The sequence below is a fragment of the Bacillus sp. AK031 genome, from assembly GCF_053903065.1.
On record NZ_CP096424.1, the window covers coordinates 4,027,764 to 4,042,050 of the forward strand.

Annotated in this window: 17 protein-coding genes and 4 tRNA genes; 1 reads left to right on the forward strand and 20 read right to left on the reverse strand. The window is 42.8% G+C overall.

Translation table 11 applies throughout. The features are described from left to right. Positions 1 to 5 precede the first annotated feature (5 nt). The 5 genes from M1E09_RS20525 to M1E09_RS20545 form a co-directional block, all read right to left on the reverse strand. A tRNA-Asp gene (locus tag M1E09_RS20525) sits at positions 6 to 82 on the reverse strand. A gap of 232 nt (positions 83 to 314) precedes the next feature. Continuing rightward, positions 315 to 389: transfer RNA gene (locus M1E09_RS20530), tRNA-Glu, on the reverse strand. A 9-nt stretch (positions 390 to 398) separates the two neighbouring features. After that, positions 399 to 489: transfer RNA gene (locus M1E09_RS20535), tRNA-Ser, on the reverse strand. A 15-nt stretch (positions 490 to 504) separates the two neighbouring features. Continuing rightward, positions 505 to 579 (reverse strand) — tRNA-Asn (locus M1E09_RS20540). Positions 580 to 672: 93 nt separating this feature from the next. Further along, positions 673 to 1,131, reverse strand: a complete 459-nt coding sequence (locus M1E09_RS20545) for a SprT family protein (protein WP_456272660.1) — start codon at positions 1,129 to 1,131, stop codon at positions 673 to 675. 261 nt (positions 1,132 to 1,392) lie between these two features. Between M1E09_RS20545 and cmpA the strand changes: the two genes are divergently transcribed. Next, complete coding sequence (gene cmpA, locus M1E09_RS20550) at positions 1,393 to 1,506, forward strand: cortex morphogenetic protein CmpA (protein WP_006838640.1); 114 nt, start codon at positions 1,393 to 1,395, stop codon at positions 1,504 to 1,506. A 22-nt stretch (positions 1,507 to 1,528) separates the two neighbouring features. Here the strand turns inward: cmpA and M1E09_RS20555 are convergent, their stop codons facing one another. From M1E09_RS20555 to acpS, 15 genes are all read right to left on the reverse strand, one after another. After that, positions 1,529 to 3,694 carry a Tex family protein gene (locus M1E09_RS20555; RefSeq protein ID WP_456272661.1) on the reverse strand — a complete coding sequence of 722 codons (2,166 nt, stop codon included), beginning with the start codon at positions 3,692 to 3,694 and terminating at the stop codon, positions 1,529 to 1,531. A gap of 191 nt (positions 3,695 to 3,885) precedes the next feature. Beyond that, a complete protein-coding gene (locus M1E09_RS20560; protein ID WP_456272662.1) occupies positions 3,886 to 4,482 on the reverse strand; it encodes a PP2C family serine/threonine-protein phosphatase in 597 nt (198 codons plus the stop codon). Beyond that, positions 4,479 to 5,276, reverse strand: coding sequence for an RNA polymerase sigma factor SigB (sigB, locus tag M1E09_RS20565; RefSeq protein WP_456272663.1), 798 nt, complete (start codon positions 5,274 to 5,276; stop codon positions 4,479 to 4,481). Before sigB ends, M1E09_RS20560 begins: the two co-directional genes overlap by 4 nt. Continuing rightward, on the reverse strand, positions 5,254 to 5,721 hold the full coding sequence (gene rsbW / locus M1E09_RS20570; protein ID WP_456272664.1) for an anti-sigma B factor RsbW: 468 nt from the start codon (positions 5,719 to 5,721) through the stop codon (positions 5,254 to 5,256). Before rsbW ends, sigB begins: the two co-directional genes overlap by 23 nt. After that, positions 5,721 to 6,053, reverse strand: coding sequence for an anti-sigma factor antagonist (locus tag M1E09_RS20575; protein WP_456272665.1), 333 nt, complete (start codon positions 6,051 to 6,053; stop codon positions 5,721 to 5,723). The genes rsbW and M1E09_RS20575 overlap by 1 nt, the downstream gene beginning before the upstream one ends. Before the next feature lie 70 nt (positions 6,054 to 6,123). Next, positions 6,124 to 7,134 (reverse strand): SpoIIE family protein phosphatase, encoded by a 1,011-nt coding sequence (locus M1E09_RS20580; RefSeq protein ID WP_456272666.1) that lies wholly within the window; start codon positions 7,132 to 7,134, stop codon positions 6,124 to 6,126. A 10-nt stretch (positions 7,135 to 7,144) separates the two neighbouring features. Then, entirely contained in the window at positions 7,145 to 7,546 is a 402-nt protein-coding gene (locus M1E09_RS20585; protein ID WP_119547306.1) for an anti-sigma regulatory factor, read from the reverse strand. A 3-nt stretch (positions 7,547 to 7,549) separates the two neighbouring features. Next, positions 7,550 to 7,906: an STAS domain-containing protein gene (locus tag M1E09_RS20590; protein WP_006838632.1), complete on the reverse strand. Its 357-nt coding sequence runs from the start codon at positions 7,904 to 7,906 to the stop codon at positions 7,550 to 7,552. Further along, positions 7,903 to 8,733 carry an RsbT co-antagonist protein RsbRA gene (locus tag M1E09_RS20595; RefSeq protein WP_456272667.1) on the reverse strand — a complete coding sequence of 277 codons (831 nt, stop codon included), beginning with the start codon at positions 8,731 to 8,733 and terminating at the stop codon, positions 7,903 to 7,905. The genes M1E09_RS20590 and M1E09_RS20595 overlap by 4 nt, the downstream gene beginning before the upstream one ends. Before the next feature lie 457 nt (positions 8,734 to 9,190). After that, entirely contained in the window at positions 9,191 to 9,541 is a 351-nt protein-coding gene (ndoA, locus tag M1E09_RS20600; protein ID WP_006838214.1) for a type II toxin-antitoxin system endoribonuclease NdoA, read from the reverse strand. Between the two features lie 4 nt (positions 9,542 to 9,545). Next, positions 9,546 to 9,827 (reverse strand): CopG family ribbon-helix-helix protein, encoded by a 282-nt coding sequence (locus tag M1E09_RS20605; protein WP_006838213.1) that lies wholly within the window; start codon positions 9,825 to 9,827, stop codon positions 9,546 to 9,548. Positions 9,828 to 10,032: 205 nt separating this feature from the next. Next, positions 10,033 to 11,217 carry an alanine racemase gene (gene alr / locus M1E09_RS20610; RefSeq protein WP_456272668.1) on the reverse strand — a complete coding sequence of 395 codons (1,185 nt, stop codon included), beginning with the start codon at positions 11,215 to 11,217 and terminating at the stop codon, positions 10,033 to 10,035. A gap of 539 nt (positions 11,218 to 11,756) precedes the next feature. Continuing rightward, complete coding sequence (locus M1E09_RS20615) at positions 11,757 to 12,773, reverse strand: LolA family protein (protein WP_456272669.1); 1,017 nt, start codon at positions 12,771 to 12,773, stop codon at positions 11,757 to 11,759. A 424-nt stretch (positions 12,774 to 13,197) separates the two neighbouring features. Next, positions 13,198 to 13,671 (reverse strand): SRPBCC family protein, encoded by a 474-nt coding sequence (locus M1E09_RS20620; protein WP_456272670.1) that lies wholly within the window; start codon positions 13,669 to 13,671, stop codon positions 13,198 to 13,200. Positions 13,672 to 13,693: 22 nt separating this feature from the next. Continuing rightward, positions 13,694 to 14,044 (reverse strand): holo-ACP synthase, encoded by a 351-nt coding sequence (gene acpS / locus M1E09_RS20625; protein ID WP_456272671.1) that lies wholly within the window; start codon positions 14,042 to 14,044, stop codon positions 13,694 to 13,696. Positions 14,045 to 14,287: the final 243 nt, after the last annotated feature.

The window sequence follows — 14,287 nt, forward strand, 5'->3', positions numbered from 1 at the left end:
ATTAATGGCGGTCCGGACGGGACTCGAACCCGCGACCTCCTGCGTGACAGGCAGGCATTCTAACCAACTGAACTACCGGACCAAAGATTTTTCACGGAGTGAAAATATCTGTCCTTAATATAAGGACTAGATTCAACTTGGCAAAATATCTGTCCTTAATGCAAGGACTAGATTCAACTCAGGCAAGATATCCTTCCTTAATGTAAGGAATAGAATATACTTATCATCACTTTCGCAAAGGGAATTTAAAGGTACGCTTCGCTGCGCAAATTAAAGAATGTTTATTTTACTACGCTTCGCTTCGTAAAAAAACCTGGTGACCCATACGGGATTCGAACCCGTGTTACCGCCGTGAAAGGGCGGTGTCTTAACCGCTTGACCAATGGGCCATTAGATAATGGCGGAGAAGGAGGGATTTGAACCCTCGCGCCGCTTACACGACCTACACCCTTAGCAGGGGCGCCTCTTCAGCCACTTGAGTACTTCTCCACATCTTCATAAAAATGGCTCCGCAGGCAGGACTCGAACCTGCGACCGATCGGTTAACAGCCGATAGCTCTACCACTGAGCTACTGCGGAACAAAAAGTATTGTTTGTCGTTTGTCGACTCTTATTATTATACTTACATCCAATATGCTTGTCAACGAAATTTTTCACGTAATTATTGTTGGATTATTTTTCACTTTCCAATCTTAGTTTCCCTTTGCACTTCCCGCATACATAACGGTCTGTATTGATCCTCTTTCTTCTTTTGTAAACGAGCCGGCATGATGTGCATATATAAACAATAATCTTCCTTTTCTTTTGTGAAGGGGCAGACAGCGGAGTACAGTGTCTTGGGGCATCCACTTTCTGAAGCAGTTCACGGAAGTCTCTGTCCCTGTGTTTGTATCCTTTTCCCTCTATGTGTAAATGGTAATGGCATAGCTCATGTTTGATGATACCGGTAAGTTCCTCAATGCCATGCTCCGCCAAATACTTAATGTTGATTTCAATATTATGGGACCGCAGCATGTATCGGCCGCCTGTTGTGCGGAGGCGGTTATTGAAAAAAGCTTTATGCCTGAAAGGTTTGCCGAAGCTTTCTAAAGATATCTCTTGAACCAGCTCCTGCAATTCTTTATTTTCCACATTCAACACTCCCTTGGTGAACCTGACAAACTATTATAGCATATATTTAAGTAGGAGCTTTGAACCTGCATTTTTTTGGCTCATCGTGTGAAACAGCAGAGCAAATGCCTTTGCTCAGCCGTTTCGTATTCATTGGGAGGAATGAGCTAAAAATAATAATCTAATACTATTCCCCAACTCTTTAATAATCTCATTTGAGCACCTCTCAATACATCAGTAAAAGAATGCTTTTCACCCTAAAGTAAACAAGGAGGTTTGATGATGCCTAACTGGCTTGTCAGTCAAATGCGTAAGGCCTACTTTGAAAAAGACCGTTACCAGATCAAACTTCTCAACCAGTGCTGGTACTTCTATAGAAAAAAACACTGCTCATGATCAGCAGTGTTTCCTTCATTTCTTATTCTTTCACCATCGTCAATGCTACCCGTCCTTTTTTCACATCCGCACTTTCTACCCAGACTGTTACCACATCTCCGACTGAAACGACGTCAAGAGGGTGCTTAACAAACCCTTTGCGCAGTTTAGAAATATGGACAAGCCCATCTTGCTTTACTCCTATATCAACAAACGCACCAAAATCAACTACATTTCTGACCGTTCCCTGAAGCTCCATTCCCGTTTCAAGATCTTCAAGCTTCAATACATCCTTTTTAAGAAGTGGTGCAGATAACTCATCCCTCGGATCACGGCCGGGACGAACAAGAGCATCGATGATATCTTTTAATGTCAGTTTTCCAATTCCAATCTCCTCTGACAATTCATCAACATTGATGCTTTCCATTCTTTTGCGCAGTTCTTCTGTTCCGATTGAACTCTCATCTAAAGAAAGCTTTTGAAGAATCTTTCGGACTTCTTCGTAATTCTCTGGATGGATCGGCGTTCTGTCCAGCACTTCTTCACCGTCGATAATTCTCAGGAAGCCGATACATTGTTCATATGTCTTTGCCCCGAGGCGTGGTATTTTCTTTAATTGTTTTCTCGTTGTGATTCTGCCCTCTTCTTCTCTCTTGTTAACTATATTATTGGCAACTGTTTTAGACAAGCCTGCTACATATTGCAGAAGGGAAGAAGATGCCGTGTTGACATTCACGCCGACCTGGTTAACGACTGTCTCTACTACGAATGTAAGAGATTCATTTAATTTCTTCTGAGATACATCATGCTGGTATTGTCCCACCCCGACCGATTTCGGATCGATCTTCACCAGTTCAGCTAAAGGATCCTGCAGTCTTCTTGCAATGGATACGGCACTTCTTTCTTCCACTTGAAGTTCAGGAAACTCTTCGCGCGCAATATCCGATGCCGAGTAAACACTTGCACCCGCTTCATTTACAATTAGATAAGAAATATCCTGGTTGACTTCCTTCAAGATATCAACAACGAATTGCTCTGTCTCTCTGGAAGCAGTTCCATTTCCAATAGCGACAATTTCAATATTGTATTTTTGGAGCGTTTTCTTGAATACCTCGATGGCCGCTTCTTTTTTCGCTTTAGGGGGGTGCGGGTAAATAACGCTGATGTCCAGCATTTTTCCTGTTTGGTCGACAACCGCTAATTTACACCCCGTACGGTAAGCCGGATCGACGCCAAGAACCATCTTCCCTCTCAGCGGCGGTTGAAGAAGCAATTTTCTAAGGTTTTCTGTGAATATATGTATGGCTCGATCCTCAGCTGTTTCGGTAAGGGCATTTCTAATTTCCCTTTCGATTGAAGGCTGTATTAACCTCTTATAGCTGTCTTCAATTGCTTCCTCGACAACAGATGATACAACAGAGCTTGTTTTTATCACGTTTTTAACAAGGAAGTTATGGATTCGTTCTGTGTTCGGCTCAACAGACACCTTCAGAACCCCTTCCTTTTCTCCTCTATTCACCGCCAGCACACGATGCGGAACAATCTTGCTAAGCGGCTCACTGTAGTCATAATACATTTCAAAAACATTCTTTTCATCCTCAGCATCTTTTTTCACTGAAGCTGACAGTGTTCCGTTTTTGAAAGTATCATTACGAATCCACTCTCTATATTTGGCATCATCGGCTACCATCTCGGCAATGATATCCTTCGCTCCTGTGATAGCTTCTTCAGCACTGTTCACTTCAAGCTCTTCAGAAATATATTTTTCTGCTTCACTCTGTAAATTTCCGCTTGAAGGGAAAGTCATGATCCAGTCAGCGAGCGGCTCTAAGCCTTTTGCTTTGGCAACCGTTGCTTTGGTTCTGCGTTTTTGCTTGTATGGACGGTACAGATCTTCGACGATTTGCAGCTTGTCCGCTCTTTCGATATCCCTTTTTAACTCTTCCGTAAGTTTTCCTTGTTCATCAATTAAACGAAGCACTTCTTCTTTGCGGGATTGGAGGTTTTGGACATAGTTCCAGGATTCCATAACCGAACGAATTTGCACTTCATCCAAAGCCCCTGTCTGCTCTTTACGATACCTGGCAATGAACGGGACCGTATTTCCTTCCTCTAAAAGAGATATAACACTTCTTATTTGTTTAACATTTATCTTCAAGTCTTTTGAAATCTTCTCTAGTAAATCAGGTTTTTCAATTACTGCTGACACTGCTGCATTACCTCCAGTTCATTTCTATACTTAACAGTTTACCATAGCCTTTAGTATATATACTGTACAGGGAGGGGACTTTCCTTCTTGTATTTAGCCTGCTCCCCCAGCCGGAACACTGATTCCCCACATAGGAGGAGGACTTCTAACACACAGAGCCATTTAACAACAAAAAAGAAAAAGCCTACTCTTTAGAGTAAGCTTCCTACGATAAAAGTTGTATCATCTATTGGCTCTGCCAGACGCAAGCTGATTTCGTCATTGATTTTTCTCAAGGAATTACTATTTTGAAGCAAGGATTTAATATTCGTGATATTCAATCCGTCGGAATGCAATAAGAATTTAGATTGGGGTTCATAGGAAAATCTTTGTGTTCTGTATTTTTGGGGTCTGCCTGAAAGATAGCCTGTTACTGGCAGCGGGTAAGTCATTTTACCTACCGATGAATAAAGATAGAAACGAATATTGCCGACACAACTGTATTCAAACTCCTGACTGTCAAAATATACTTTAATGATCGCTACAGCTGCACCTCTTTTATGAAGCAACTCTTCATTACAATAATTCATTAACGTGGATACATCTTCGTGATGATGCTTCTCCACCAGCTCTACCACCGCATTTGAAGATTCATAGGCAAATTTTCCGCTTCCAAGGCCATCTGCCAGAATGCAGATGAAATAGTCGTCTGTAGAAGTAAAAAAGAAGCTGTCCCCACAATAGGGATTTTTACCTTTAGAAACTTGCTTGGCATAAACCTCAATGTGATCTTTGACTAAATGAGTCATTCAGAAAAACTCTCCGAATTTCTCATCTCTGCTTCAATCGCTTCTTTAAGCTTCTTGATTGCGCGTCTCTGTAGTCGGGAAACGTGCATCTGAGAAATTCCCAGTTTTTCTCCTGCGTCTTTTTGGCTGAGATTATCCAGATAAGTATATTGAATAATGAGCCTTTCTCTCTCTGATAGAACGTGAAGCACTTTTTCAAGAACCAGTTTTTGGTTAATTCTTTCATATCCATCGTCAATGCTGCCGACGATATCCAGAAGGGTCACTGTACTACCTTCTGAATCAGCCTCAATAGAATGATCCACTGATAATGCCTGGTAGCTTTTACCCATTTCCATAGCTTCCAATACTTCTTCTTCCGTCACTTCAAGATAATCTGCAATCTCAATTACCTTTGGTGAACGTTCCAGCGTATTGGTAAGCTCCTCGACAGTTGACTTGATCTTAGGTCCGAGCTCCTTGATCCTTCTAGGAACATGCACACTCCATGTTTTGTCACGGAGAAACCTTTTAATCTCACCTACTATAGTTGGAATCGCAAATGCTTCAAAAGTCTTCCCGAAAGAATCATCATAGCGGCGTATGGCACCTAATAAACCGATCATGCCGACTTGCACAATGTCCTCATGGAAAGATTTCCCCTTGGAATACTTGCGGGCAATAGAAATTACAAGGTTTTCGTAATGCAGCACCAGATTACTCTGGGCTTCATCGTCATTATCTTCCTGATATGCTTTTATCCATTCTTTTACTTTCTCTTTTGTCTGCTGATTAGGTTGAGATAGTTTTGGCATCCTTCTCCACCTGCTCTCCTTCTAGGAACTTAGTCATAAAGACCGTTACACCCTCTTGATGGTGGACTTTCACCTCATCCATAAGACTTTCAATCAGGTACAGCCCAAGCCCGCCTTCTCTTAAAAATTCTACAGAGTTCTCAGCGTCATACGGTCCCACTTCTTCACGGGTCTTCTTGAAGTCAAAGCTTTCTCCATTATCTGCTACCATCACTTCCAAGCGTTCCTCATATAAAGCAAATCCGACAATGACTTCTCCGGTTTCATCCTTATACGCATGCTGAACCGCATTGGTAATCGCCTCACTTGTCGCGATTTTCAGGTCTTCAATTGCATCATAAGTGAAGCCCATTCTGCTCGCGATACCGGACAAAGTCAAACGAATTACACCTACATATTCTGGTTTAGCAGGGATTTTCATCTCGATGTAGTCAAAATCTTGCATTATTCTACGCCACCTTTTACCTCGGAATTAATATTCATAATATCTCCAAGTCCTGTAATATCAAACAGGCGTCTTAAGCGTTCTGATAAACCGTTTAAGTAAAGTTGGCCACCGTTTGCTTTAATGGTTTTGAATAAGCCCACAAAAACCCCTAAGCCTGTACTGTCCATATAGGAAACCTCGGATAAATCAACGTTCATCACCACATTTTCTTCTTCCGCCGAAGAAGAAAGGGCGTCTTTTAGTTTGGGAGCCGTATAGGCATCAATTTCTCCATTTACTTTTACATCAATTACCTTATCATTCTCATTAAGATCTATCGTTAAATTCATCTAATTCACCTCTTCTACACAAATCCATCGCTATATTCGTTTACCCTATCCTTGGGATAATAAACATCAATCAACAAATTCTTTTTAATATGATGAGAGTGAAGTCATCCCGCAGCTGGAAATGCTGCAGTCTTTCCAATTCTTTATAGACACTTGTCACGATATCCTGGGCTGGAAGATGAATATATTTTTCAATATACCCTATCAAATCTTCCCTTTCGATAAACCCTTCTTCCGTGCGGCACTCGGTCACGCCGTCCGAAAGCAGGATAATCAGATCCCCTGCATTCACCTGCCGTTCATACTGGCGGTATTTGGCTCTCTTATCAACTCCGAGCAGCAGCCCTTTTGCATCCAGGTCCTCGAATTCATTTGTTTGCGAATTGAAAAAGAATCCAGGTTCATGGCCGGCTGAAGAATAATTGAATACATGCTTATAAGGATCATACATGCCATAGAACATGGTGATGAACATACTAGGATCGACGTTCATTTCTACCACTCTATTAAGGCTTTCCAGGACTGCACTTGGATAATGCCTGTGTTCAGGCAGGCTGTCCATTGCATATTTGATCATGGACATACAAAGTGCAGCAGGGATCCCTTTTCCGATAACATCGGCAATCGCAACACTTATATAATCATTATCATCCTGAACAAAGTGATAATAGTCGCCGTTCATTCGTTTTGCAGGCACACTCAATGCTCCTACATCCAGCGACTCTACTTCCGGCACCGTAGTACCGAGCAGGGTCTGCTGCATATTTGAAGCAATCTCGATTTCATTGTTCAGTTCCTGCTGCTTGGAACGCAGGCTTTGGTGTTCACGATAAGCAAAACCGTAGCCTATCATTACTTCTAGTAATATATCAAAAGAGTCGAGCACACTCGGTGACAAGCCAGGCTCCATTTCAAGCATGATGCTTTTGTGAAGACTGATGATTTCTTCAGGCGAAATGTTATGTTCAATTGATTTCCGGCTGAACTTCTGGCCCAGATACAGGGCTTGCTCATCCTGCACTTTAAGATAGTTCTCGAGGATTTCTTTATATTTCACATCCATTAACTCTCTAAAATCCATGTCACTCCCCCTAGCGGAGCCACTTTGTAGCTCTTATATCGGTTCCTTCTCCCGGGGTCGATTCAACGTTGAATTCATCCATCAACCGCTTAACACCCGGCAGTCCGGCTCCCAGGCCTCCTGAAGTAGAAAAGCCATCTTCCATCACTTTTCGTATATCCTTGATTCCCGGCCCTTCGTCCAAAGCGATAATACGAACACCGTTCTTTCCGTTTTCGCTTAATTTCTCTATACATATTTGTCCCTGTCCGGCATACAGGTAGATGTTCCTTGCCAGTTCAGAGATGGCAGTGGTTATCCGGGCTTGGTCGACAGTGCCAAATCCCAAATCCTTCGCCACATTCCTGCCAAGCTGTCGGGCAGCAACGATGTCCCACTCATTTGTAATTTTTACGCAGGATTGGATTTCCATACACTAGTCCCCCAATTCCTGTTGTAATTTCTCCAAACCTTTTTCTAAATCCAATGCCGTCAGAACATCATCCAGATGGATGCCAAGTTCAATGAGTGTAATGGCAACTGCAGGCTGAATGCCGGTAATGACGACTTTTGCACCCATTAGCCTGGACATATTGATGACATCCCCCAGAACCTTGGCAATGAAAGAGTCGATAAAATCGATGGAAGTTATATCGATTACAACACCTCTTGCACTTGTTTCATGAATTTTGTGCAGGAGATCTTCCTGGAATTGAAGTGCAGTCTGATCATCCAGCTCCCATTGAATAGATATTAACAGGCAATCATGCAGCTTTAAAATTGGTATCCTCACACTGTTCCCTCCGTTGAGACAATTTTTCTATCGGTCATTTCAAGGGCTTTTTCAATACCCTTGCGCAATGTACTGTTTGTGCTGAATTGATTTAAATCAATTCCCAAGTTAACAATCGTTTGAGCGATTTCCGGCCTTATTCCTACAAGCATGCACTTAGCCCCTACAAGACGCACTGCTTCAGATGCTTGTATGATGTGGTGTGCTACCATCGTATCCACTACCGGAACCCCGGTAATGTCGATCAGCACCACTTCGGCACGGTGTTTCACCACGCCGGTAAGCAGGTTTTCCATGATCAGCCTTGCACGTTCCGTGTCTATAGTCCCTACCAGCGGCATAACGGAAATCTTCTCGAATACAGGAATCAATGGGGCTGACAGCTCTTGAAGCGCTATTTTCTGTAAAGAAACCGTCTTTTCCCATGTTTTAGCATAGGCATTGATAATTTCGTTATACATAGGAGACAACCACTTGTCGAAGTAACCACAAGCTTCCATATGGTTGTCTTTTGTAACTTGTCCCTTTTCCAGCAGGAAGTCATAGACAATCCGCCCGAACATCTGCAGGCCGGAAGTGACAAAAGTCAACGGCCATCCCAGCCTGACCACTCTTTCCGCAAAATCGGCAAGCCTTTCCTTATAATCCTTGGAGTCCTCAAGATTGGATACAATCAATTCAACGAACTCATGGCTTGTCTTCACAAACACTTGATCAGACACAACTTCCGTGACAATATCATCTGACTCATCTTTCATGACTTCCATCCATTTTGCGACAAATTCTGTTTTATTTTCTTTTATCGTTCCAATTAAATCGTTAAACATCTAGTCCTCCCCATTTTATCATAAAGATTTTCTGCTTCCTGCCCGAGGTGCCAGTTGTAACGCCAATTTAAAATTAGTAAAAGATATAAATAAAAAAGTATATATCAGTACGTGCAGCCACGTATTAAAAACACCTGGAAACAGAATATTGGATAATATCTGCTAACTGTTCCCCTAATCTCAATTACATTATAAGTATTTTTTGATTATTTGTCATATAATGTCCACTTTACAAATAGGCATGCACCTGTGAAAGTCATCTGAAATAGGCTGTATAAACAGGTCCCGCTGAATTCAGCAAACAAGGGTGAACTTTGCAGAAGTGCCTTAGCCAGCAGGAATTGTACCCCGCAGCAAGATTTGCTCCCACTGGAAAAATCAGCACATTTAAGAACGCCTAAACCTTTCAAAACAGGCTAAAATAAAAAGAACACCCTTCCTCGAAGAGCGTTCTTTTTTAAAACTGTATGAGTCCTACACTGATCTGCAGGGCATCATCCACTTTTTCCATCATTTCATCATCTAGATGCGTTATCTTATCCGTTAAACGCTGTTTGTCGATTGTTCGAATCTGTTCGAGCAAGATAACGGAATCTCTTTCAAAGCCATATCGCTTTGCATCAATCTCAACATGAGTAGGCAGTTTTGCTTTTTGGATTTGGGCTGTAATGGCAGCCACGATCACTGTGGGACTGAATCGATTGCCGATATCGTTCTGAATTACAAGAACAGGCCTAACGCCTCCCTGCTCGGATCCGACTACTGGGGAAAGGTCCGCAAAATAGACGTCACCACGCTTGACAATCAAAGGATTAGCCTCCACTCACTAAACGTTCGACTGTATGCTCTGCCTCATATTCTGCCTGAATTGCTTCTGAAGCGATAGCAAGGTTGATCTTTGCCATTTCCATATATCCACGTCTCATTGTTTCACGGATTTGGCGCTTCTTTCGTTCACGAAGATACATTTTAGTCGCACGATAGATATACTCATTGCGATTAACATTTTCTTGTTCTGCAAAGCCGTCAAGTTCTGTAACGAGCTGTTGCGGTAAGCGAATTAAGATTTCTGTTGTTGTGCTGGATTCAGACACAAACCACACCTCCACCAATCACTATAAACCGTTTCGTTTTACTACCATAACTATCATACCATCGATTGCCCCAAGATAAAAGACATAAAATAAAATCCTTCTCTATTATCGGCCAATCCACTGGAGAATTATGCATCTTTTGCCTAAGCTGATTCATAAACTTCCAAAAAGGACAAACCCAACGGTGACAGGCTCCACCGGATATTCACTTTTTGTAAAATCCGCTAGTCGAAAGCAGTTGATTGGAAACTTCCACCGGCTGACCTTCTTTAATATAGATTCTCGGCACTCGATTGGAGATTATGCAGGGAATCTCATAATTGATGGTATCGAGTTTCCGGGCAATTTCATCAATAGAGATAAAAGCTTCCTCCTGATTGCCAATCAGCGTTACTTTCGCTCCCGGCTGCACCTCTTCCGGCAAGCTTACCATGCATTGGTCCATGCAAATCCGGCCGACAATCGGCGCCCGCTGCCCATTGACCAGCACTTCCTGCCCTTGGAGCTTCCTCAGCCAGCCGTCAGCATATCCGATCGGCAAAGTCCCGATCCACTCTTGATTGCCTGTTTCATAAGTAGCTCCATAACTGACTTTCTCCCCGGCTCCCAGCTCTTTTACCTGTACAAGCCTTGAATGCAGGGAAAACACCTGCTTCAGCGGAAAAGGCAGGACACCTTTCATATCCATGGAAGGCGAAAGTCCATACATCGCGATTCCCGCTCTTACTGCATTGAAATGGGATTCAGGGCTTATCAAGGTCGCTGCGCTATTGGAACTGTGGATATATCTTGGCTTTTGTGACAGACAGGATATCATATCTTCAAAGGAAGCCAGCTGCTTATGGAAATACTCTTTATCCAATTCATCAGCTGTCGCAAAATGCGTAAAGACTCCTTCTAAATGGAAATGTTCCTTCTCCAGGATGAACTTTTCCACCCGTCTGAGTTCTTCGGACGTACGCACCCCGATCCGGCCCATTCCTGTATCACACTTGACATGGAGTTGCAGAGTCCCCTCTTCTTTTGCCAAATAATCTTGGGCTGCTTTCAACCATTCATAATCAAAAACTGTCAGAGAAATATTGTGTTTCAAGGCCAGCAATGCATCTTCTGCCCTGGTTGCACCCAGCACCAGAACGGGAGCATCGATTCCATTTTCCCTGAGTGAGATTGCTTCATCCAAAAAGGCTACGGCCAGACCTCCGGCACCTGCCTCCAATGCTGTCCGGGCTGTTTGGACATCGCCATGCCCGTATGCGTTCGCTTTCACTACCGCAAACATCGTGACGTTCAGAGGAAGATGCTGCTTTATATTGCTTACATTGTAAAACAAGTTATCAAGATCAATCTCTACCCATGTATCCCTGAAGAACCTGGTTTGCGTTATCACTACATCACTTCCTATTCTAAAAAACAAAGGCTTGCCAATCGAAACTTTAAAATTGTATAGATAGATTATTCACGCAGTGCGCCAGTCTGTCAAAATCAAATTTACCTATTTCTCCGAAAACCGCCAGACCTTCAATTTTTTCAAAGACCTGGCGCTTGCCGGAAATCAACACTTTTCCATTTTATTATAAAAGTATATCAAAAATGCTTATCTTTTATCTAACTTCTGATATCAAAGGCGGATGCGCCCCATTCAGTCCCGACAAGCAAATGTTCCAGTGTGGGTCACAAGTTAATGGAGGCTCTTTTGAATCCATAATTTTTCTGTTTACCATATCCTGTATTTTTGCATTGAATGAGCGACTCCGGAATGATGTTCCATTTCGGGATGGATTACTGCGTCATAGGACTGACAACGATAATGATTTTCATAATAGGATCTATTACAGGACCATTGGGCCGGCAACAAAATAATGATGTCATATACATTCAATCTAAAAAAATAGGAGCCACCCATTATAGGCAGCTCCTTCATGTTGTTTATTTTACCATCGATCCTTGAACGGAGCGGGCAATTTCTGTCATTTCTTCCGGCGTAAGGTCATTTGATGCAAGCATGTAGTCCACGCCATCATATGTCCAAGTGATGGTGCGGTCTGTCATGGCCGCAACTGTGAAACCAAGATCCTGGATATCGCCATTTACAGTTGTAGAGACTGTTACAGCAGGGACTACTGTTGATTTCTCCTGAACAAGCGTAAATGATTTCTCTCCATCATAAGTCAGGACAACACGTTTGCCGTCATCAGTCTTGACTTCCTTCTCTTCTACCAGCTCTGCACCTTTCTCTGATGCAGCCAATGGATAATGAACAGTAAATTCACTGTCTCCTACATTAGCACTTACAGGCATTTCAAGCTGAGCACCTGTCATATTCTTCTTCATGTCAAAGTCGTTCTTATCGAATGCCGCTTTTGTATCCATCTCTGAGAATTCTACTGTCACAAGGGCATTGCGGTCAGCATCCATCACTTTTACTGATGCCGGCGTCAAGTCCTTCTTGTTAAAGCTGATTTCCTGGACAGGCAGCATCTGGCTGTTTTGATATCGTGTTTTCGTTTCAAAAACATAATGTTCCTTTGTTTCTGTGAACTTCGCTTCTTTATCAGCTTCGATATCTTTTACCAGTGACTCATAAAGATAAGCCTGGCTGCTGTTGTTCGGCCATTCACTTTCGAACTTGAAGCTTTTGTTCAATGCCGGCGTCAAAACGAAGACACCCTCTTCATTTCTTAAAATCATCTGGCTTTGTTCTTTGGCTGGGTTCGACAAATTCACGCGGTAGAAATTGGGATCATTATGCCACACGTCCACATCATAGGTTTGCGGTTCGTCCCCTACTTGAAGAGTCATTTTTGCTTTCGCTTTATATCCCTTCATATCTTCCACTTTCGCAGTCAAACTTTTCAGGACATCCTCTTGAGACTTGGCTCCGCATGCAGCCAGCATCAACACTGTTAACATTGCCGCAACCAAAACAACTAACTTCTTTTTCATCCTTTCAACCCCTTTTATCTCAGTTAACGTATTTGAGAGAGGGGAAAACCAGCCGGCAAGAATGAACCGTCCTCCAATCCACGCCGCTCGCTTGCTAACCGTCCGAAAATCTTTGAGGATCGGCAATCCGATTGACGACTGGTCTTGTCTCTCCTATTGCACTATGAATATATGAGACAACCTCGGGGTTTATGCTAGGAAAGATGACAAGCCTGACAAAATTTATTGTGTTTTCTTTGAGTAAAAGTGGGTTGTTTTTTGAGACGGCTGCAGGAGTTCGGGGGTTAATGGCTGGAAGGGTATTTTTGGATTACAATGTTGTTTCTCGCTTAACAAGCAAAGGACATCATTCGGTGCTCCTATCAAAATGATGTACCTCGATCCAACACACAGCCTCAGAAATCATCTTGAATTCACAAAGCACCTATACATCCTTTTCAGCCTTGCATTGTTCTTCAGCCATCACTTTTAAAGCAGCTGAACGGTCAATAATGAACCTTTCCATATATCTCTCGAGAAATAATTTGTCTGCAAAGACGCCAATTATGCCAAGAGGAGACTTGTACCGGAAGATATCTGTCATGACAGTGAACTCTCCTTCTTCCTCGAATTGATGCGTATGGATGAAAGAATGAAAGGCCCCGCTCACCATCTCATCCACAAAGAGAGAGTATTTCTCCATCCTGGTAATTGTAGCGGTCAGCCTCTGCCTGATTCCGAAATGAACCGCCTCCCAGGTCACTTTGTCTCCTTCCTCCATCAAACCGCTTGTAATGCCCGCAACCGCCTTTTCTTTTGTATGAGAAACCGTTTGAGTGTGTATATCCACATTTCTCGCAAGGTCGAAACAAACCTGGATAGGTGCGTGAATGTATTCTTTATGAATGATTACCGGCATTGCCCCGCCCTCCTTATATTACTTACTCTTCAATGATAACCTGGGCAGCAGCAAACTCCCGGCTGTGGGTGATCGTCAGGTGGACACCCTTTTCTATGGGGGAAGCAATAAACGGCTTTCCAAGTTGGTCTTTCCTGATTTCGATATCAGTGAAAGACAACTGTGAACCAATGCCTGTTCCCCTCGCTTTGGCAAAAGCCTCTTTGGACGCAAACCTGCCTGCGACAAATTCAGCTTTCCGGGCTCCGTTCAGTGAAGAGCAGTCATCCATTTCCCTGTCCGTTAGAATACGTTCAAGAAAACGAGGCTGCCTCTCAGCCAATTCTGCTATCCTTTTGATCTCCACAATATCCAATCCGATTCCTTTAATCATGTTAAGCCCTTCTCCTTCTATTTTTATATAAACTTACATATTATTAGTACAAGATATCCTGTAATCGATCTTATCACACTTCACACTACACAGCGGCTGGTTTAAAAGGTAGAATGTATACAGTCGCACCGCTTTTTTAAAGGCTCTTTTCTAAATGGTTGAGGTTTTTTATTCCTACTGTATTTTTTCGATTGGAGCGGAAGGCGTGCGACCTCCTGCGGGATTAGCGTGACAGGTGAGACC